The sequence below is a fragment of the Streptomyces sp. NPDC048424 genome (assembly GCF_040651555.1).
GTDB lineage: Bacteria > Actinomycetota > Actinomycetes > Streptomycetales > Streptomycetaceae > Streptomyces.
In genome coordinates this window covers 118,903-138,392 of the sequence record NZ_JBEZKE010000001.1, presented here as the reverse complement: position 1 = coordinate 138,392, position 19,490 = coordinate 118,903, and the positions used below count along the sequence as shown (strand labels likewise).

Annotated in this window: 19 protein-coding genes; 9 read left to right on the top strand and 10 right to left on the bottom strand. The window is 72.4% G+C overall.

The genetic code is table 11. The features are described 5' to 3' along the window. Nucleotides 1-140 precede the first annotated feature (140 nt). Nucleotides 141-1,328: a DUF418 domain-containing protein gene (locus AB0D29_RS00640; protein WP_362851364.1), complete on the top strand. Its 1,188-nt coding sequence runs from the start codon at nt 141-143 to the stop codon at nt 1,326-1,328. On the opposite strand, the gene AB0D29_RS00635 is transcribed toward AB0D29_RS00640, so the two are convergent. The 3 genes from AB0D29_RS00635 to AB0D29_RS00625 form a co-directional block, all read right to left on the bottom strand. After that, nucleotides 1,300-1,623: a protease inhibitor I42 family protein gene (locus tag AB0D29_RS00635; RefSeq protein ID WP_362851362.1), complete on the bottom strand. Its 324-nt coding sequence runs from the start codon at nt 1,621-1,623 to the stop codon at nt 1,300-1,302. The genes AB0D29_RS00640 and AB0D29_RS00635 overlap by 29 nt on opposite strands. A gap of 29 nt (nt 1,624-1,652) precedes the next feature. Then, nucleotides 1,653-3,548 (bottom strand): C1 family peptidase, encoded by a 1,896-nt coding sequence (locus AB0D29_RS00630; RefSeq protein ID WP_362851360.1) that lies wholly within the window; start codon nt 3,546-3,548, stop codon nt 1,653-1,655. A 152-nt stretch (nt 3,549-3,700) separates the two neighbouring features. Then, on the bottom strand, nt 3,701-4,000 hold the full coding sequence (locus AB0D29_RS00625) for a glutaredoxin domain-containing protein (protein WP_362851358.1): 300 nt from the start codon (nt 3,998-4,000) through the stop codon (nt 3,701-3,703). Nucleotides 4,001-4,102: 102 nt separating this feature from the next. On the opposite strand from AB0D29_RS00625, the gene AB0D29_RS00620 reads away from it, so the two are divergent. After that, a complete protein-coding gene (locus tag AB0D29_RS00620; protein WP_362851356.1) occupies nt 4,103-5,308 on the top strand; it encodes a DUF1266 domain-containing protein in 1,206 nt (401 codons plus the stop codon). A gap of 74 nt (nt 5,309-5,382) precedes the next feature. After that, complete coding sequence (locus AB0D29_RS00615) at nt 5,383-5,802, top strand: PPOX class F420-dependent oxidoreductase (RefSeq protein ID WP_362851354.1); 420 nt, start codon at nt 5,383-5,385, stop codon at nt 5,800-5,802. A gap of 24 nt (nt 5,803-5,826) precedes the next feature. On the opposite strand, the gene AB0D29_RS00610 is transcribed toward AB0D29_RS00615, so the two are convergent. From AB0D29_RS00610 to pdhA, 6 genes are all read right to left on the bottom strand, one after another. Next, complete coding sequence (locus tag AB0D29_RS00610) at nt 5,827-6,417, bottom strand: YcxB family protein (RefSeq protein ID WP_362851352.1); 591 nt, start codon at nt 6,415-6,417, stop codon at nt 5,827-5,829. Nucleotides 6,418-6,461: 44 nt separating this feature from the next. After that, nucleotides 6,462-7,226, bottom strand: coding sequence for a hypothetical protein (locus AB0D29_RS00605; protein WP_362851350.1), 765 nt, complete (start codon nt 7,224-7,226; stop codon nt 6,462-6,464). 61 nt (nt 7,227-7,287) lie between these two features. Further along, complete coding sequence (locus AB0D29_RS00600; protein ID WP_362851348.1) at nt 7,288-8,223, bottom strand: GNAT family protein; 936 nt, start codon at nt 8,221-8,223, stop codon at nt 7,288-7,290. Between the two features lie 159 nt (nt 8,224-8,382). After that, nucleotides 8,383-9,816, bottom strand: coding sequence for a dihydrolipoamide acetyltransferase family protein (locus AB0D29_RS00595; RefSeq protein WP_362851346.1), 1,434 nt, complete (start codon nt 9,814-9,816; stop codon nt 8,383-8,385). A gap of 12 nt (nt 9,817-9,828) precedes the next feature. Further along, the gene (locus AB0D29_RS00590; protein ID WP_362851344.1) at nt 9,829-10,809 is read right to left on the bottom strand and encodes an alpha-ketoacid dehydrogenase subunit beta; all 981 of its coding nucleotides are present in this window, start codon (nt 10,807-10,809) and stop codon (nt 9,829-9,831) included. Then, nucleotides 10,809-12,017, bottom strand: coding sequence for a pyruvate dehydrogenase (acetyl-transferring) E1 component subunit alpha (gene pdhA, locus AB0D29_RS00585; RefSeq protein WP_030718744.1), 1,209 nt, complete (start codon nt 12,015-12,017; stop codon nt 10,809-10,811). The genes AB0D29_RS00590 and pdhA overlap by 1 nt, the downstream gene beginning before the upstream one ends. 326 nt (nt 12,018-12,343) lie before the next feature. Here pdhA and AB0D29_RS00580 point away from each other — a divergent pair, with 326 nt between their 5' ends. Both AB0D29_RS00580 and AB0D29_RS00575 read left to right on the top strand, forming a co-directional pair. Continuing rightward, nucleotides 12,344-13,003 carry a response regulator transcription factor gene (locus AB0D29_RS00580; protein ID WP_362851342.1) on the top strand — a complete coding sequence of 220 codons (660 nt, stop codon included), beginning with the start codon at nt 12,344-12,346 and terminating at the stop codon, nt 13,001-13,003. A 151-nt stretch (nt 13,004-13,154) separates the two neighbouring features. Further along, entirely contained in the window at nt 13,155-13,571 is a 417-nt protein-coding gene (locus AB0D29_RS00575; protein WP_362851340.1) for a pyridoxamine 5'-phosphate oxidase family protein, read from the top strand. A 123-nt stretch (nt 13,572-13,694) separates the two neighbouring features. Here AB0D29_RS00575 and AB0D29_RS00570 read toward each other — a convergent pair whose 3' ends face one another. After that, nucleotides 13,695-15,284: a protein kinase gene (locus tag AB0D29_RS00570; RefSeq protein WP_362851338.1), complete on the bottom strand. Its 1,590-nt coding sequence runs from the start codon at nt 15,282-15,284 to the stop codon at nt 13,695-13,697. 230 nt (nt 15,285-15,514) lie between these two features. On the opposite strand from AB0D29_RS00570, the gene AB0D29_RS00565 reads away from it, so the two are divergent. From AB0D29_RS00565 to AB0D29_RS00550, 4 genes are all read left to right on the top strand, one after another. Next, entirely contained in the window at nt 15,515-17,176 is a 1,662-nt protein-coding gene (locus tag AB0D29_RS00565) for a protein kinase (protein ID WP_362851336.1), read from the top strand. Nucleotides 17,177-17,359: 183 nt separating this feature from the next. Further along, a complete protein-coding gene (locus AB0D29_RS00560) occupies nt 17,360-17,890 on the top strand; it encodes a hypothetical protein (RefSeq protein ID WP_362851334.1) in 531 nt (176 codons plus the stop codon). 96 nt (nt 17,891-17,986) lie between these two features. Continuing rightward, nucleotides 17,987-18,640 (top strand): PadR family transcriptional regulator, encoded by a 654-nt coding sequence (locus AB0D29_RS00555; RefSeq protein ID WP_362851332.1) that lies wholly within the window; start codon nt 17,987-17,989, stop codon nt 18,638-18,640. A gap of 25 nt (nt 18,641-18,665) precedes the next feature. After that, on the top strand, nt 18,666-19,412 hold the full coding sequence (locus AB0D29_RS00550; RefSeq protein WP_362851330.1) for an ABC transporter ATP-binding protein: 747 nt from the start codon (nt 18,666-18,668) through the stop codon (nt 19,410-19,412). The last annotated feature ends 78 nt before the right edge of the window (nt 19,413-19,490 follow it).

Genomic DNA, 19,490 nt, shown 5'->3' with positions numbered 1-19,490 from the left:
CAGGATAGATACATGAGGGGTGCACCGGCCGCCCCGTCCGGGATGTGGACCTGCGCCCCGCGCCGCTGCACCGAAGGATGTACGCGGGCTTCGTCCACCCGCAGGACGTACGGGGCCCTGCGCGCCGGGACGCTGGAGTCATGGCCCACACGACCCTCGTCGCCCCCGAGGTGACCGCGACCCGGCTCCCCCTCCTCGACGTCCTGCGCGGCGCCGCCATCCTCGGCACCCTCATGACCAACGTCTGGATCTTCGCCTCCCCCGGCTCGGAGTGGAGCGTGCTCCAGGGCGGTCTGGGAGCGCCCGACCCGATCGCGGACCCCTCCGCGGCGAACCTCGCCGAGACCGTGTTCCGGTTCCTGGCCGACGGGAAGTTCCTGTCCCTGCTGACGATCCTGTTCGGCGTCGGCCTGGCCATCCAGTACGACTCCGCCGCGCGCCGCGGCGAGCCGTGGCCCGGGCGCTACCCGCGGCGGGCCGCGTTCCTCTTCCTGGAGGGCACGGTCCACTTCGTCCTCGTCTTCGCCTGGGACGTGCTGATGGGGTACGCCGTCACCGCCCTGCTGGTGGCCTGGCTGCTGGCCCGCTCCGAGCGGGTGCGGCGGGTGGCGATGTGGACCGCGGGCGGGCTGCACCTGGCCCTCGTCGGCCTCGTGACGCTCGGGGACCTCGCCAGGCCGTCCTCCGGCCCCGAGGCACCCGACCCCGGGGCCGTCCATCTCTACGCCCACGGCGGCTGGGCCGACCAGATCGCCTTCCGGCTCGACCACGCCCTCGCGCTGCGCATCGAGCCCGTCTTCTCCTTCGGACTGCTGGTCTTCCTCTTCCTCCTCGGCGTCCGGCTGCACCGCGCCGGTGCCTTCGCGCCGACCGCCACCGGGCACCGGATCCGGGTCCGGATGGCCGCCTGGGGCCTCGGCGCCGGCCTTCCGCTGGGCGCCGCCGCCACGCTGGGCGGATCCGACTTCTTCTTCCTGGGCCGCTACGGCACCGCCCCGCTGATCGCCGTCGGGTACATCGGCCTGATCGGCTGCGCCCTCGACCGCTTCCGGGTCCCGGGCGCCGACGCCCTCGGATCCGTCGGCCGCACCGCTCTGTCCTGCTACGTCGGCCAGAACCTGCTGTGCATGCTGCTCTGCTACGGCGTCGGCCTGGGGCTCGCCGACCGGCTGGGCGGCAGCGGGCCCTGGTGGGTGATGGGCCTGTGGGCGGCGGTGAGCCTGACGCTGGTCGCCGCGTCCCGGCTGTGGCTGCGCCGCTTCGAGCGGGGCCCGCTGGAGGCCGTACAGCACCGGGTCCTCAGGCGGCGCCGCCCGTCCGCGGGGTGACCTCCACGTCCAGCACGAACTCGTCGTACGGGGCCTCCTGCGGGTAGGGAGGCCGGATCTGCGCGAAGCGGATCCGGGCCCGGCCGCCGCCCGGGGGCAGGCCCCGTACGACGTACGTCCGCTCGACCGCGGCCCCGGGGAGGCCGTCACCGGCGGGCGTCGGCCCCTCCGCCACCGCCACCACGTCCGCGTCCCCCGTGACCTGCCAGGTCCACACGTACCCGCGCGCGCCGCGTCCGGTGAGCCGCAGCTCGTACGGCTCACCGGGGCTCAGCACGACGCTCCGTACCTCCACGCCCGCCAGGTCCTCTCCGCTGCCGGATCTCAGCCGACGGGGCCGATGACCGCCCCCTCGTGCCAGCCCGCGCGGTCCCGCCAGTAGTGCTGGAGGCGGCGGTCGGTGCGCAGGACGACGACTTCCAGGTTGAACCCGAAGCTGCCCTGGAGCATCCCGGTGACCGCGGCGACGTCGTGCCCGAAGACCGCGCCGCGGGTCCAGGCCGAGCCGGCCGCGTTGCCCCGCCACCAGTGCTCCGCGCGCCCGCCTGCGACGGCCACGCACAGCTCGTAGTTCCCGGCGGTGTCCTCGTCGGCGGCCCCGTACTGGCCCTCGATCAGGCAGGGCGCGGAGACGGCCGGCGTACCGCTGCCGAAGACCTCCCCGGCGCGCCAGGCGAAACCGTTCGGATCGTCGCGCCACCACCGCTGCATCCGGCCGTCCGTGCGGGCGGCGACGAGGTCGAGGTGACGGCTGCGGGTCTGGACGAGGGCCGGCCCGAAGTGGGCGATGCCGGAGGCGAAGTGGCCGCCGTCGTTCCAGGTCCAGGGGGCGCCGTTGATGCGCCACCAGTGGTTCAGGCGGCCGTCGGCGGTCCGTACGACCACCTCGAAGTTGCCCGGCTTGCCGTAGTCGCTCTGGATGAAGGCCGGGGTCGAGCCGACGGCCGCGTCGCCCGGCCCGAAGGCGCCGCCGTCGCGCCAGACGCGCACGGACTGCTCGAAGTACCAGTGGCGCAGCCGGCCGCCGGTGGTCACGTGCAGGGACTCCATGTTGCGGTTGTAGGTGGTCCCGGTGAAGGCGGGCTGGCCGGAGGCGTCGTTCGCGAAGGTCTCCGCGCGGGCCCACGCGAAGGGGGCGTCGCCCTCGCGCCACCAGTGCCGGAGACGGCCCCCGGTGGTGGTGGCGAGGAGCTCGAAGTTGCGGTGGGCGCGGCCGTTGCCGCTCTCGTAGACGTTGCCGGTGTGCAGGCGGCGCTTGGTCCACGGGTCGATGTTGGTCCCGCGCAGGCCGCACTTGGCCCAGTGGTCGATGTCGACCTCGCCGTAGGCGATCCGGCCGTAGCCGCCCACGTGGTAGCCGGTCCCCCAGGAGTTCTTGAACAGCCAGCAGCCGGCCGCGTCGTCGTAGCCGACGACGAGCACGCAGTGGCCGCCCGCGAGCTGGTCGCTGGTGCGGTGGTAGACGCCGGAGCCGAGGGCGAAGAAGTCGTCGTACACGTCGAAGCAGGCGGTCAGCGGGCCGACCGTGTCGAGCCAGACCTTCTGCTGCTCGACGTCGCCCAGCCGCACGTAGTCGGGGATCCGCACGGATCGCCCGGACCGGTCCCAGCTGGGCGTGTACTCGGCGCGCCAGGCGTCGCGGCGGGTGGCGGGCAGACCGGCGGGCGGGGTGCTGTACGGCCAGCAGTCCGGGTCGGCCAGCCCGCCGTTGTCCTTGATCCAGTCGAGCGCGGTCTCCGGATTGGAACCCTGCCCGCAGGTGAAGCGCAGGCCGTCGTGCACGTCCCCCTCGGAGCGCTCCGCCCATACGCAGTGCTCGATGCGGGCCATGGACTCCACGAGGCCGGCGGCGCCGAAGGCCCAGCAGGAACCGCACGGGTTCTGGTCCTTGACCTTGGTGATCCACGGCCAGCCCCAGCGGCTGCGCCAGTCCACTGCGGCGGGCCGGGCCGCGCCGGCCGTCGGCGGGCCCGCCAGGAACCCGTGGGCGGCGCGGCGCCGGGTCAGATGGGGATTGCCGCTCGGGTGCCCGAGGAGCGCCCGCAGATCGACGAGCCCCACGTCCGCGGCGGGCGTCAGGTTCGCCCCGGGCTCCAGACCCAGCGAGGGCCGCGGCACCGGCTCCTCGTCGGCCAGGTGCTCCAGTACGGACCAGCGCGCCCCCCGCGCCGCGAGCCGCGCCCGCAGCTCCCCCACCGTCTGGACAGACTCCTCCGGCATACCGGCCCCCCAGTGTGCAACCGCTCGGATGCGAGACCCGCGAGCGTCCCTCCCTCACCGGGGGGCGTCAAGGGGGTCCGCACGGTCGCGCGGTGGCACGGGGGGCGTGCCGCGCGGACCTCCTCGCCCCACCACACCCGGGTGATGCTCCGTCAGGCGTGCATGGCCTCGCGGATTCGGCGGAGCGAGGGGTTCACCATGGCCGGGTGGGTCCCGACGACCACCGTCGGGACGGTCTCGTTGCCGTCGGCGACGCTGCGGACGAAGGCCGCCGCCTCGGGGTCCCGCCAGATGTTGATCTTCCGGTACGGGATCCGGGCCAGGCGCAGCTGCGTGCGGAGCTTGATGCAGAACGTGCACCCCGGCCGCCAGTACACCGTGACGGGGTTCGGCGTGCCGTCCTTCGCCGTGCCGCCGTTCATCGCGCCGCCGGGTGGAAGGACTTCGTGCACGGGAACCGGGTCATGCCCCGAAGCCTATGCCGGAAACCACCGATCAGAGTGAGGACCGTACGGGCCGGACTGCCCGCGGAGGGGCCCGTATAAGGTCCCCGTATGGGCACCTGGATCGCGCCGAGCGTCATCGAGAGAGAGCTGTACGAGGCCAAGACCGCCGGCGACTGGGCCGCGTACTTCGACGTACTAGCCCGCGCCCAGCTCTACCTGGGCCAGCACCGCGTCCAGTCCGACGCGCACCCCGACTCCGTGTTCTTCCACGCCACCGCGGACCGCATGCTCGTCGTCCACACCGCCGGCATGCTGCCCGCACCCGCCCCCGAGACGGTCTTCGAGTCCCGGAGCCTGGGTTGGTTCTCCAAGGTCTGGGGCCCCGGGGATCCCGCCTTCCTCGCCGTGAACCCGGGCTCACCCACCGAGGCCTACCTCACCACCACCCCCGCCGACCTGGCCCGCTGGCGGGCGCACGCGGACGCCGCGCCCCTGTACGGCCTGCCCGACGGGAAGGTCCACGCCCTCTTCACCGGCGGCCCGCTGCACGGGCCCATCGCGCACGGCCTCGCGATCGGCGGCCATCTCGCCGTGACGAACGGCGAGTTCTGGAACGCCCTCGCCTACCACGGCAGCGGCTACCAGCACGAGCGCCGCCGCGTCGGGAAGAGCTGGAGCATCACCGACCGCGCCGACTGGCTCTCCACCCTGGAGCAGCTCCTGAGCGTGGACATGGTCAGCCCCGTCTGGGAGTTCGCGCTCCGCGTCCGCCGCGTCCTCGCCTCCGACTTCGCGGGGCCCGTCGACGTCGAGCACTGGCGGCACGCCGCCGAGGCCAGCCTGCGCCGCAACGCCGAGCGCTCCGCCGAGCCGCAGCTCACCCCCGAGGGGGTCACCGTCGCCCAGCCGCGCCCCACCGCCGAGGTGGAGGGCGAGATCACCGGGGTCAAGCGCCTCATCGGCCGGATCGCCCGCTACGAGCAGCGCTTCCGCGCCGACGGGCTGCTCCCCGAGGACGGCTGGGTCCGTTCGGTGGAGGCCTGGGACCTCGGCCGGGCCTCCCAGATGGCCCGCTGGGGCATCGGCTGCCGCTACGGCACCCTCCACGAGGCCGAGAAGGCCGTCCTGCGCGCCGGGGAGGCGGCCCGCCAGACGTACCGCTCGTGGGAGGACTTCTCCTCCGGGTACGTCCTCGGCCGGTGCCTGCACTTCGACGAGGAGGAGTTCGGCACCTGGTACACGAGCGCCCTCGCCGCCCACGTCGAGCTGACCACCGACCCGGCCAGCCCGTGGCTCAACATCCCCTGGAACTGACCGACTTCGGTTAATCAGCGGACGCGGCCGGAAACCGGCGGCGACCCGCACGCGCCCCGACTAGCCTCGCCGCCATGACTGTTGAGCTGAACGAGACCGTGCGGGGGCTGCTCGACTCCCCGCATCCCGCCGTGCTTTCGACCATCAACCCCGACGGCAGTCCGCAGAGTTCGGTGATCTGGGTGACCCGCGACGGCGGCGACCTGCTGATCTCCACCGAGCAGGGCCGCCGCAAGGAGCGCAACATCGTCCGGGACGGGCGGGTCGGCGTCACCGTCTTCGACCTGGCCAACCCCTTCCTCTACGCCGAGATCCGCGGCACGGCCACCGTCACCGAGGACGTCGGCCGGGAGGTGGCCGTCCGCATCGCCGAGGAGTACCTCGGCCCGGGCGCCGGCAAGGAGTACCGCGACGCCCCGGCGGCGGCCGTCCGCGTGGTCGTCCGCATCACCCCGACCAAGGTCCTCGGCAACGCCGCCCGCGCCGCGGGCTAGGGCCGGTCCGGCCGGTCCGGCCGGTCAGATGCGCCGCAGGTTCCGGTCGAGCAGGGCCCGCACGCGGTCCACGTCGGCCGGATCCTGCGCGCCGCGCTTGGGCAGCACGAAGACCCCGCGGGTGTTCTTGGTCTTGACCGCGAAGAACTCGTCCGTCTCGAAGTACCAGGGGAACACCCGCCACTCGATGTCGCCGGACAGCTCCCCGTCTCCGTCCCGGCCCGTGCCCGTGCCCGCGCCCGTGGTCGTCAGCCGGTCCTCGTGGACGACCGTCCGACAGGCTCCGTACTCCTCCACGTCCGCGTACTGCTCCTGCGCGGTGCGGGCCAGGACCCGGGGGAGGACGACCAGCACGGTGACCACGGCACAGGCCATCACGAAGGCCGTCACAGCGGGCGAGAACCCCTTGAGCGTCGGCAGCAGCCACGAGATCCCCAGGCTGAACGCCACGAGGACGATCTGGCCCCGGATCCCCGGCCAGGTCCCGAAAGTGAAGCGCCGCACGGCCCTCGTGTAGTCGTCCCGCGTCGGCTCGTAGACGAAGGTGACCTGCTCGGTCGATCGCTCGGTCGATCGCTCGGCCGACTGCTGTCCGTGTTCCCCACCCCTGTTCATGGCGCGGAGCATAGCCGCAGGTCAACCGGTGGCGACAGGACCGCTCACGGCAGGTCGGGCCGGACCGCCGACCAGGCGTCGACCGCCTCCGCCACCGGGTCGGCGTCCGGCAGGTGGGGGCGTACGGCGGTCAGCCAGGGGATCAGGCTCTTGATGCGGCGCAGGTGCCGGATGCGGTGGTGCGGGAGGTCGCGCCAGCCGCGGCCCTGCGCCGCCGCCTGCGCCGGGGTGAGGTCGATCAGGGCCAGCAGCTCCCGGCACAGGGCCGCCGGGTCGCCGCCGCGGGCCGGGCCGAACTGCTGGATCAAGTAACCCTGTACGCAGGCAAGTTCGGGGGCCCGGACCAGTGCGGGCGTGCCCTCGGCCCGCGCGCACCGGTGGGTGGCGGCCAGCGCGATCCGGCCCCAGCGCAGCCGGACCTCGTCCGGGAGGCGATCGTCGCGCATCCGCACTCCGGCGAGGACGCGCAGGGTCCGCGGGTGGGGTTCGTCGCGCAGCGGCGGCCCGGTGGCCAGCCAGGCCTCCAGGTCTTCCAGCGAGTGCCCGTCGGGCGGCACCGAGGTCAGCACCTGCCCGCGGGTGAGCAGGGCGACCATGGCGCCCGTGAGGTGGACCTTCGCGGTGTGCCCGGCGTCGAAGGAGCCGACGGGCCGCCCGTACCGCTCGATGTGGCGCAGGCCCATCCGCGATTCCCCGACGGCGTAGACCTGCCCGGCCCGGGCCACTCCGCCGACGCACCGGACCACGCACACGCCGCCCGTGACGTCGGCCTCCTCGACGGAGTACACCTGCAATTCGGCGATGGACACCCGACCCCCTTCCCCGGGCGGGAGATTACCGCCGCCGCGGGGGCGGGCACACGGCCCGGGGTCAGATCGAGGGGCTCTCCAGGACGAGGCGGATCTCGGTGACCTCGTAGCCGGCGCGGTCGAAGGCGGCGGCCATCGGGACGTTGACGGTGTCCGTGGTCGCGGTGATGCGCTGCGCGCCCTCGGCCGCGTGGAAGCGGGTGATCTCGCCCAGGATCTCGTCGATCAGGCCCTGGCCGCGCTGCTCCGGTACGACGCCCAGGTAGCCGACGTTGCGGTGGTACGGGGTCGCCGACGGGATGGCCATGCCCGCGAGGGTGCCGTCCGGGAGGTGGGCGAGCCGCCACCAGGAACGCTCGCCGGGGCAGTCGAGGTAGAACTCGATGTCCTCGCGCGCCAGTTGTTCCGCCTCCATCGACTGGAGCTCGGTCTGCGTGTGCAGGTCGAGGCTGCCGGTGGACAGCCGGACGAAGGCGTCGAGGAACTCCTCGTCGGTGCCGTCGCGGAAGACGAGCCGCCCGGTGGACTCCGGCGTTCCGGCGGCCGGGGTCCACTCGTAGCGCAGGCGCTCGATGGCGCGCGTCAGGCCGGTCTTGTACGCGGCCTCCTGGCGCCAGGCGATGGCCGCGGCCAGCTCCGGGTCGGCCTGCCAGTCGCGGGGCAGGGAGACGTTGTAGCCGGGCAGCAGGCCGAAGGCGGCGTGGCCGGCCTCCAGCAGCCCGGCGGCGACCGCGGCCGGGTCGGCGACGGAGGCGCGGACCTGGAGGCAGTCGAGCGCGATGGGCTGCTCGCTGTCGGCGCGGCCCCACCACAGGGCGCGGGCCAGGATCTCGCCGGCCTCGTCCTCGGCGATCCAGATCCACTCGGGACGGATCTGGTTCTCGGCGAGCTCCTCGCGGATCTTCTCGGCGGTCAGGGCGGGGACGGGACCGTCCTCGGGGTAGGCGACAGCACGGTCGAGGTCTGCGGGGTCTGCGGAGGCAGCGCGGAAGATCATCCGGCGATAATCACACAGCCCGCCCACCCTGACCAGGACTTTCCCGAGAACGAGCCCTGGGCCCGGCCCCTCACCGAGGACTCCGCCGTACCGTCCGGCACGGCCGATGGCCGGCCTCCGTGGGGAGGCCGGCCATCGGGTGGAGCGGGGTGCGGAGTGCTACGACCAGGTGATCAGGCGGCGGGGGTGTTCCAGGACCGCCGCGATGTCGGCCAGGAAGCGGGAGCCGAGTTCGCCGTCGATGAGACGGTGGTCGAACGACAGCGCCAGGGTGGTGACCTGGCGCGGCTTCACCTTGCCCTTGTGGACCCACGGCTGGAGCTTGATCGCGCCGACCGCGAGGATCGCGGACTCGCCCGGGTTCAGGATGGGCGTACCGGTGTCGACGCCGAAGACGCCGACGTTGGTGATGGTGATGGTGCCGTTCTGCATGTCCGCCGGCGAGGTCTTGCCGTCGCGGGCCGTGGCGACCAGCTCGGACAGGGACGTCGACAGCTCACCGAGCGTCTTGGCGTGGGCGTCCTTGATGTTCGGGACGATCAGCCCGCGGGGGGTGGCCGCCGCGATGCCCAGGTTCACGTAGTGCTTGAGCACGATCTCCTGGGCCGCCTCGTCCCAGGACGCGTTGACGTCCGGGTTGCGGCGGATGGCCACCAGGACGGCCTTCGCGATGAGGAGCAGCGGGTTGATGCGCAGCCCCGCGAGGTCCGGGTCGTCCTTGAGCTCCTGCACCAGCTTCATCGTGCGCGTCACGTCGAGCGTGATGAACTCGGTGACGTGCGGCGCCGTGAAGGCCGAGCCGACCATGGCCTGGGCGGTGACCTTGCGGACGCCCTTGACCGGGATGCGGGTCTCCCGCGCCGACGCCGGCGCCTCGGCCGCCTGGACGGCCGGAGCCGCCACGGGGGCCGCTGCCGGAGCAGCGGCGGGCACGGCCTGCGGGGCGATCGCCGCGGCGGCCGCCGCGTGGACGTCCTCCCGGGTCACGACCCCGCCGTCACCGGTGGGGACCACCGAGGCCAGGTCGATGCCGAGGTCCTTGGCGAGCTTGCGCACCGGCGGCTTGGCCAGCGGCCGCTCGCCGGTCGGCTGCGCCGGGACCGCGGGGAGGACCGGAGCCGCGGGAGCGGCAGGAGCGGCGGGCGCCGCCGGGGCGGTGCCGTTCTGCGCGGGTGCCCCCGCGACCGCCTTGCGCGGGCGGCGCTTGGTGGACGCGGTGGAGACGCCGTAGCCGACCAGGACGGGCTGGCGGGCCGCGGCGGCCGGCTCCTCCGCCTCGGCGGCGACGGCCGGGGCGGCAGCGGCGGCGGCCGGGGCCGCCTCCTGCACCGGCGCCTCGGCACCGGCACCGGCCTCCGTCTGCACCGAGATGATCACCTGGCCGACATCGACCGTGGTGCCCTCCTCGAAGAGGAGCGCGTGCACGACGCCGTCGAACGGGATCGGCAGTTCCACGGCGGCCTTGGCCGTCTCGACCTCGCAGACGACCTGACCGTCGGTGACGGTGTCACCCGGCTGGACGTACCACTTGAGGATCTCGGCCTCGGTGAGGCCCTCGCCCACGTCGGGCATCTTGAATTCGCGGATGGTCATGAACGTGGCTCCTCAGTACGCCAGCGAGCGGTCGACGGCGTCGAGCACCCGGTCCAGGCCCGGCAGGTACTCGTCCTCCAGGCGGGCCGGCGGGTACGGGGCGTGGAATCCGCCCACGCGCAGTACCGGCGCCTCCAGGTGGTAGAAGCACCGCTCCGTGATGCGAGCGGCGATCTCGGAGCCCATGCCCAGGAACACCGGGGCCTCGTGCACGACGACCAGCCGGCGGGTCTTCTCGACCGAGGTCTGCAGACCGTCGAAGTCGACCGGGGACATCGAGCGCAGGTCGACGACCTCCACCGACTTGCCCTCCTCGGCGGCCGCGGCCGCCGCCTCCAGGCAGACCTTCACCATCGGACCGTAGGCGGCCAGGGTGATGTCCGCGCCCTCGCGGGCCACGCGCGCCTTGTGCAGCTCACCGGGGATGGCGTCGACGTCGACCTCGCCCTTGTCCCAGTAGCGGCGCTTCGGCTCGAAGAAGATCACCGGGTCGTCGCTGAGGATCGCCTGCTGGAGCATCCAGTAGGCGTCGCTCGCGTTCGACGGGGAGACCACCTTGAGGCCCGGGACGTGCGCGAAGAGCGCCTCCGGGGACTCGCTGTGGTGCTCGACCGCGCCGATGCCGCCCGCGTACGGGATGCGGATGACGACCGGCATCTTGATCTTGCCCAGGGCCCGCGCGTGCATCTTCGCGAGCTGCGTGACGATCTGGTCGTACGCGGGGAAGACGAAACCGTCGAACTGGATCTCGACGACCGGCCGGTACCCGCGCAGGGCCAGGCCGATCGCGGTGCCGACGATGCCCGACTCGGCGAGCGGGGTGTCGATGACCCGCTCCTCGCCGAAGTCCTTCTGCAGGCCGTCGGTGATCCGGAAGACACCGCCCAGCTTGCCGACGTCCTCACCCATGATCAGGACCTTCGGGTCCTGCTCCAGGGCCTTGCGCAGCGACTCGTTGAGCGCCTTCGCGATCGACATCTTCTCGACAGCCATCAGTGACCCTCCTCGGCCGACTCGAAGGACGCGAGGTAGGCGGCGAACTGCGCGCGCTCCTCGTCGACGAGCGCGTGCCCGTCCGCGTAGACGTTCTCGAAGATCGCCATGGTGTCCGGGTCGGGCATGGAGCGCACGGCCTCGCGCACGCGCTTGCCCATGGCCTCGCTCTCGGCCTCCAGCTCGGCGAAGAACGCCTCGTCGGCGCCGCCGGTGGCCAGCAGGTGGGCCTTCAGGCGCAGGATCGGGTCCTTGGACTCCCAGGCCGCCGTCTCCTCGTCCCGCCGGTACTTCGTCGGGTCGTCGGAGGTGGTGTGCGCGCCCATCCGGTACGTGAACGCCTCGACCAGCGTCGGGCCCTCGCCGCGGCGCGCCCGGTCCAGGGCCCAGCGGGTCACGGCCAGGCAGGCCAGCACGTCGTTGCCGTCGACCCGGATGCCGGGGAAGCCGAAGCCCTGCGCGCGCTGGTAGAGCGGCACGCGCATCTGGCGCTCGGTCGGCTCGGAGATCGCCCACTGGTTGTTCTGGCAGAAGAACACCACGGGGGAGTTGTAGACGGCGGAGAAGTTGAAGGCCTCCATCACGTCGCCCTGGCTGGAGGCGCCGTCGCCGAAGTAGGCGATGACGGCCGCGTCCGCGCCGTCCTTGGCCACGCCCATCGCGTAACCGGTCGCGTGGAGCGTCTGCGAGCCGATGACGATCGTGTAGAGGTGGAAGTTGTTGGTGTTCGGGTCCCAGCCGCCGTGGTTCACGCCGCGGAACATGCCGAGCAGGTTGGTCGGGTCGACCCCGCGGCACCAGGCCACGCCGTGCTCGCGGTACGTCGGGAAGACGTAGTCCTCGTCGTTCAGCGCCCGGCCGGAGCCGATCTGCGCGGCCTCCTGGCCGAGGAGCGAGGCCCACAGGCCCAGCTCGCCCTGTCGCTGCAGGGCGGTCGCCTCACCGTCGAACCGACGGGTCATGACCATGTCGCGGTACAGCCCGCGCAGGTCCTCGGTGGTGATGTCGGCGACGAAGGGGGCGAACTCGGCGTTCTCCGCGTTGTCGACGCGGTCCCCTTCGGGCGTCAGCAGCTGTACGAGCTGAGGTACGACATCCTGCGTCTGCGCGGTGGCAGCGGCGGGCTTGGCGGCGCTCGCCGCGCCTGCCGCCCGCTTGGTGCCGCTGCTGCGTCGCGGCTTGCGCGCGGCAGTGCTCTCCACGGTCACGTGTGCTCCTCCGTCGGTCCGGCACCCGGGTTCTCCGGGGTCCAGTGCGGCTCACCTGCATCCGTGACGAGCGCACGGGGTGTGTGCGCGTCGCGTACGGGATTCAGGCGTGACAGGTGCCCCGGCGAGTGCCCTGCGCAATGCACGTTACCCAGTGCGCCGCATAACTGCGAAACCCCGTTTGACCTGCGTTTTTGCTTGGATTTCCAAGTAAATCCGCGACAACGGGAACAACCACTGGTCACAGCCTTGCAGGGGCCGGGAACAACGGCACGTTATCCCGGGTAACTCCGGCAGGGAAGGGGTGAGTGTGTGAAACTGACTTCGTGCGCGAAGACGGAAAAATCAAGGTATTCCTCCTGGACGACCACGAAGTGGTGCGTCGGGGCGTCCACGAGCTCTTGTCGGTCGAACAGGACATCGAGATCGTCGGCGAGGCCGGTACGGCCGCGGACGCTCTGGTCCGCATTCCCGCCACCCGCCCCGACGTCGCCGTCCTCGACGTCCGGCTGCCCGACGGCAGCGGTGTGGAGGTGTGCCGCGAGGTGCGCTCCCAGAACGAGGACGTCAAGTGCCTGATGCTGACCTCCTTCGCCGACGACGAGGCGCTGTTCGACGCGATCATGGCCGGCGCCTCGGGCTACGTACTGAAGGCGATCCGCGGAAATGAGCTGCTCAGCGCGGTGCGCGACGTGGCCGCCGGCAAGTCCCTGCTGGACCCGGTCGCCACCGCCCGCGTGCTGGAGCGGCTGCGCGACGGCAAGAGCGGCAAGGGCGACGACCGCCTGGCCAACCTCACCGAGCAGGAGCGCAAGATCCTCGACCTGATCGGCGAGGGCCTGACCAACCGCGTCATCGGCGAGCGGCTGCACCTGGCCGAGAAGACCATCAAGAACTACGTGTCCAGCCTGCTCTCGAAGCTGGGCATGGAGCGCCGCTCGCAGGCCGCCGCCTACGTGGCCCGCCTGCAGGCCGAGAAGCGCTAGGCGGCCCGTCGGCGAGTGGTCCACCGGGGCGCACGTTCCCCGGGGCGCACGGTTTCCCCGGGGCCTGCCGTGTCAATCGGGACCAACGTCCCCGGTCATCGGGGCGGGCTCCTCTTTCCCGGCGGGATGCCGGTGGCGGACAGTGGACGGCATGTCCCCAGAGGAACTCCACGCCATCGAACTGCTGCGGCGGGTGCCGTACGGCCGGGTGGCCACCAGCATGCGCGCGCTGCCCTTCCTCGCCCTCGCCCGCCACATCGTGGTGGACGGCAGGGTCGTACTGAGAATGCACTCCGGTTTCGGCTACCACCAGGCGTGCAACGGCAGCGTGGTGGCCTATGGGGCGGACAACTTCAATTCCTCGGACCCCCGGCTCTGGTCGGTGCAGTTCACCGGAACGGCGCAGCTCGTCGAGCCGACCACCGCAGAACTGGAACTATTCGGTCCGGCTCCGCATTTCGTGGACGGCGAGGTCTTCGACCCCGTCTACATGCGGATCGAACCCCAGTTCATCACCGTGCACGCGCTCGCCGGGAATCCCGAACGGCAGTACCAGCACGCGCTCTGATCACCTCTGACCAGCGCGTGCGCGGATGGCGGATACGGCAACGGGCCCGGCGGAATTGCTTCCGCCGGGCCCGCTCCCGTACGCCCGTTCCGTACGCCCGTTCCGTCCGTCAGGCCTCGTCCGTCATTCCTCGGACAGGCCGCCGGGGCCGCCCGTCTCCGGGGGCTTCGTCGCCGCCGTCGTCGGGGGCTTCGTCGACGGGGTCGCCGTGGGCTTCGTCGTCGCCGTGTTGGACGGCGAGTGCGAGGCGGTCGGCGAGTTCGAGGCGGTCGGCGAGTTCGACGGGCTGAAGCTCTGCGTCCGGGTGCGGCTCGGCGTGGGCTGGTTGTCGTTGTTCGAGGGCGAGTTGTCCGTGACCTGGTGCGAAGGCTGGGCGTCCGGGGACTTGGACGCGCTCGGCGCGGCGCTGGAGCTCTGCTCCTTGCCCGGCGTCTGCTTCTCGTCGCCCTTGCTGCCCACGCTCTGGACCGCGAAGGCCACGCCACCCGCGATCGCGACGATCGCGAGCACCGCGAACAGCCACATCTTCCAGCGGCTGCCGTTGCCGCCGCGGTCGTCGTAGCCGTCGTAGCCACCGCCGTTGCCGCCGGGGCCGCGGCCGCCGGGGAACGCCGAGCCGTCGTCCGGGTTCAGCGGCGGCACCATCGGCTGCTGGAACTGCGAGGTCGAGGAGTGCGCGGGGTACTGCCGCTGCCCGCCTGTCCCGGCCACGGGCATGACCGTGGTGGCGCCCCCGCCGCCCCGGCCGTGCGGCAGGGCCATGGTGACCGGACCGGTGTTCCAGGTGCCGCTGTTCGCCCCCTGGTCGTGCAGCATCTGCAGCGCGTACTGGACCAGCCCGCGCATCTCCTCGGCGCTCTGGAACCTGTCGTCCGGGTCCTTGGCGAGGGAGCGCATGACGAGCCCGTCGAGCTCCTGCGGGATGTGGTGGCCCTCGGGCAGCTGCGAGGGCGGCACGGGCGCGTCCTGGACGTGCTGGTAGACCACCGACAGCGGGGTCTCGCCGGTGAACGGGGGCCGCAGCGCGAGGAGTTCGTAGAGCAGACAGCCGGTCGCGTACAGGTCCGAGCGGTGGTCCACGGCCTTGCCGAGGGCCTGCTCGGGCGACAGGTACTGCGGGGTGCCCATGACCATGCCGGTCTGGGTCATCGTCGACTGGACGCCGTGCAGGGCGCGGGCGATGCCGAAGTCCATCACCTTCACCGCGCCGGCGTCGGTGATGATGACGTTCGCCGGCTTGATGTCGCGGTGCACGATGCCGTGCTGGTGCGAGTACGCGAGCGCCTCGAGCACGCCCGAGGTGATGATGAGCGCCTGCTCGGGGCCCGGGGCCTCGGCGCTGACCAGCAGGTCGCGGATGGTGCGGCCCTCGACCAGCTCCATCACGATGTAGGGGACGGTGTTCGGGCCGACCCGGTCCTCGCCCGAGTCGTACACGGCGACGACGGCGTGGTGGTTCAGCCCGGCGACGGACTGCGCCTCGCGGGTGAAGCGGGCCTTGGACACCGGGTCCTCGGCCAGGTCGGCGCGCAGCAGCTTCACGGCGACGGTGCGTCCCAGCCGTACGTCCTCGGCCGCGAAGACCTCGGCCATGCCGCCCCGGCCCAGCCGGTGCGTCAGCCGGTAACGGCCGTCTCCCACCAGGCCGCCGGCGCCCCAGTGCTCAGGACCATCGGTCATCCCGGCGCCGTTTCCCTCGGGTTCGGGTGCCATCAGTCCTCGCCGTCGTCTCTCTCGGCCGCCGCTCAGCGGTAGTCCTCTTCTTTGGTGTTCCGACGAACGCTACAGCCTCGGAACCGGTCACCGTTCGGACAAGACCACCCTGTGCCCATGTGGTCACGGAACGGGCACCTGGCTTGACGTCTGCTTGCCCTCGGGCAGACTGGGCGCCATATGCGCCCGGCCAGCGGCGTGGGGACACATCCCGAGGGGAAGCAACAGTCATGAGCCAGGACGGCACTCAGGGCCAGTACGCGGGCGGCTCTCTGGCCGGTGGCCGTTACCAGCTAAGGGACTTGCTGGGCGCGGGTGGCATGGCCTCCGTGTACCTGGCCTACGACTCGGCGCTCGACCGGCAGGTCGCCATCAAGACCCTGCACAGCGACCTCGGCCGCGAGCAGTCCTTCCGCGAGCGTTTCCGCCGCGAGGCCCAGGCTGTAGCGAAACTGTCGCACACGAACATCGTCTCGGTGTTCGACACCGGTGAAGGCGAAGTGACGTTCGGTGGCTCCGGCGCGGGCGACGGCGCCGTGATGCCCTACATCGTCATGGAATACGTGGAAGGCCAGCCCCTCGGCTCGGTGCTGGAGGCGGACATCCGCCAGTACGGGGCCATGCCCGCGGACAAGGCCCTGAAGGTGACGGCCGACGTGCTGGCCGCCCTGGAGACCAGCCACGAGATGGGGCTCGTCCACCGCGACATCAAGCCCGGCAACGTCATGGTGAACAAGCGCGGCGTGGTCAAGGTGATGGACTTCGGCATCGCCCGCGCCATGCAGTCGGGGGTCACCTCGATGACCCAGACCGGCATGGTCGTCGGCACCCCGCAGTACCTCTCGCCCGAGCAGGCGCTGGGGCGCGGGGTCGACGCCCGCTCCGACCTGTACTCGGTCGGCATCATGCTGTTCCAGCTGCTGACCGGGCGGATCCCCTTCGACGCGGACTCGCCGCTGGCCATCGCGTACGCCCACGTGCAGGAGGAGCCGGTCGCCCCGTCCTCCGTCAACCGCTCGCTCACCCCGGCGATGGACGCGCTGGTGGCGCGGGCCCTGAAGAAGAACCCGAACGAGCGCTTCCCCACGGCCGCGGCCATGGGCGACGAGGTGGCGCGGGTGCTGGGCTCCGGGCAGACCGGGGCGCCGGTCATCGTCCAGGGCCACGGGCCGCTGAGCAGTGGCGCGGGCGTGTCCTCGGCCGTGTTCCCGCCGGTGGACTCCGGGTTCCAGGCGCCGCCGCAGTCGGTGCAGCAGCCGTACCAGGCCCACACCCCGACGCCCGCCCCGTACGCGCCGACGCCGGCCCCGCAGGCGCACGCGCAGGGCGGCTACGCCTACCCGCACACGCCCCCGCCGCAGCAGTACGCGCCGCAGGCCGCGCAGCCGTACACGATCTCCCCGTCGACCGCGCAGAACCCGTCCACGGCGGGTGGCGACGGCAAGCGGAACATGCCGGTGGTCGTGGGTGCGATCGCGGTGGCGCTGCTGGCCGTCGGCGGTCTGATCGCGGCGATCGCGATGAACGGCGACGACGACAAGAAGGGGGGCACCACGGCGGACCCGGGGGCCTCCACGTCCGCGTCCGCCTCGGCCAAGGCCGGGTTCAAGGGGCCCGACACCACGCGCACGATCGACCCGAAGAAGTGCTCGGAGCCGGTGAAGCACTACAGCGAGGCCGGCAAGTACTCGGCGCCGGACCTCAAGTACAAGAACCTGCTCTCCGTGAAGGAGTGCATCCAGGCCTCGCGCGGCAAGTACAAGATCGAGTACAAGGACGAGGCCGTCTACGGCAAGGACACGGTGCTGATCCAGTCGCCGGCCGCCGGCGACAAGATCGACAAGGAAGGCACGGAGTACACGCTGACCGTGTCGACCGGCAATCCGGAGTAGTCCCCGGCAGCAGTCCGCGGCGCTGCGGAGCAGTCCGCAGCAGCAGCACCTCACGACACACCGGCATCCCGGGCACCCCAATGGGGCGCCCGGGATGCCGGTTTTGCCCCACCATGTAAATCTGGGCGCATATCTCTGACGCCGAGCGAACGACTCGGCCGCTCGGGACGGGAGGGGCTCCCCGTGATCCAAGGCTTCCGTCCGCCGCGCTGGCTGGCCTGTGCCGCACTGGTCGCCGCCGCCCTCGCACCCGCCGCTTCCGCCTACGCCGGCCCCTTCGCCCTGACGCCCGGCGCCGCCTCGCGCACCGCACCCGCCTTGCCCGCCTCACCCGCCTTGCCCACCTCCCCCGCCTCACCCTCGGACGAGGCCCACCGCGAGCTCGCCGGCAGCTTCGCCGGGGTCGGGCGGGAGCGGCCCGGCCGGCCGGTGGGCGAGCCCGCCAACCCGGAGCTGGTCGTGGCCGCCCGGCCGCTGCCGGTCCGCCCGCACGCCCGGCCCACGCCCCCGGCTCCGCCACCGCCCCCACCGCCACCACCACCGGCCGTGGCGCCGAGCCCGCGCGGCCCGCACGGGGAGGACACCGCCCTCGGCACCGAACCGAACGACCGGGCCGCCGACCTGGCCGCGCACATCCTGCCGCTCGGCACCGGGTTCGCCCTGATGGGACTGGGTCTGGGCTACCTCGGCGTGCGCCTGCGCCGGAGCATCTAGCGGGCGTCCCCGCGAGCGGTGCGCAGGGGGTCAACCTTCCGGCGTACGCCTGAGGATGGTTGCCGAGAGTGAACATACTCGGTATACATACTCAGTATGTCGATCCGTCACGGGCTTCTCGCCCTGCTGGAACGGGGTCCTCGGTACGGCTCCCAGCTGCGCACCGAGTTCGAATCCCGCACCGGCTCCACCTGGCCGCTCAACGTCGGGCAGGTGTACACCACCCTCGCCCGCCTCGAACGCGACGGTCTCGTCGCCCCCGACGGCGAGGACGCCGCCGGACACACCCTGTACGCCATCACCGACACCGGGCGCGCCGAACTGCGCCAGTGGTACGAGCGCCCCGTCGACCGGGCCAACCCGCCCCGCGACGAGCTCTCCATCAAGCTCGCGATGGCCGTGGGCGCGCCCGGAGTGGACATCCGCGCCGTCATCCAGTCCCAGCGCCACGCCACGATCAAGGCGATGCAGGACTACACCCGGCTCAAGGCCACGGCGCTCGCCGCGGTCGAGAGCGGGCAGTCCCGCGAACGCGACGACGTGGCCTGGCTGCTCGTCCTGGAACAGCTGATCTTCCAGACCGAGGCCGAGGCCCGCTGGCTCGACCACTGCGAAGCCCGGCTCGTACGGCTCTCCCTGCCGGCCGACCGGAGAGCCGGCGAAGCCGAACCACCCCAGGCCACCGCCGCCGAGACCACGGCCCCGACCACCACCACCCGGCCTCCTGCCGCCCGTACGCGGCGAGGCTGAACCATCGTTCCAGGGGGGACCCCTCATGCCTGATCAGCACCAGCCCCAGCAGCCCGTACTGCAGTTGGACCAACTCGTCCGCACCCACGGCAGCGGCGCCACCGAAGTGCACGCCCTGCGCGGGATCAACCTCTCGGTCTACCCCGGCGAACTCGTCGCCGTCATGGGCCCGTCCGGCTCCGGCAAGTCCACGCTGCTGACCCTCGCGGGCGGCCTCGACACCCCGAGCAGCGGCAGGGTCATCGTCGAGGGCACCGACATCACCGCGGCGAGCCGCAAGCAGCTGGCCACCCTGCGCCGGCGCAGCATCGGGTACGTCTTCCAGGACTACAACCTGATACCGGCCCTCACCGCCGCCGAGAACGTGGCCCTGCCCCGGGAACTCGACGGGACCTCCGCCCGCAAGGCGCGGGTGTCCGCGCTCGCCGCGCTGGAGGAGATGGGCCTCGGCGCGCTCGCCGACCGCTTCCCCGACGAGATGTCCGGCGGCCAGCAGCAGCGCGTGGCCATCGCCCGCGCCCTCGTGGGCGACCGCCGCCTCGTCCTCGCCGACGAGCCCACCGGCGCCCTCGACTCCGAGACCGGCGAGTCCGTCCTCTCCCTGCTGCGCTCCCGCTGCGACGCGGGCGCGGCCGGGGTCCTCGTCACGCACGAGCCGCGGTTCGCCGCCTGGGCCGACCGCGTGGTCTTCCTGCGGGACGGCAGCGTGGTCGACGAGACCCTGCGCAGCCGGCCCGACTCGCTCCTCTCCGGGCAGGCGGCCGGCCAGTGACCTCCTCGCTCCAAGGCTGGTACCACTCCTGGGTCGCGGCCCTGCGCATCGCCCGCCGCGACGCCTGGCGCGCCAAGG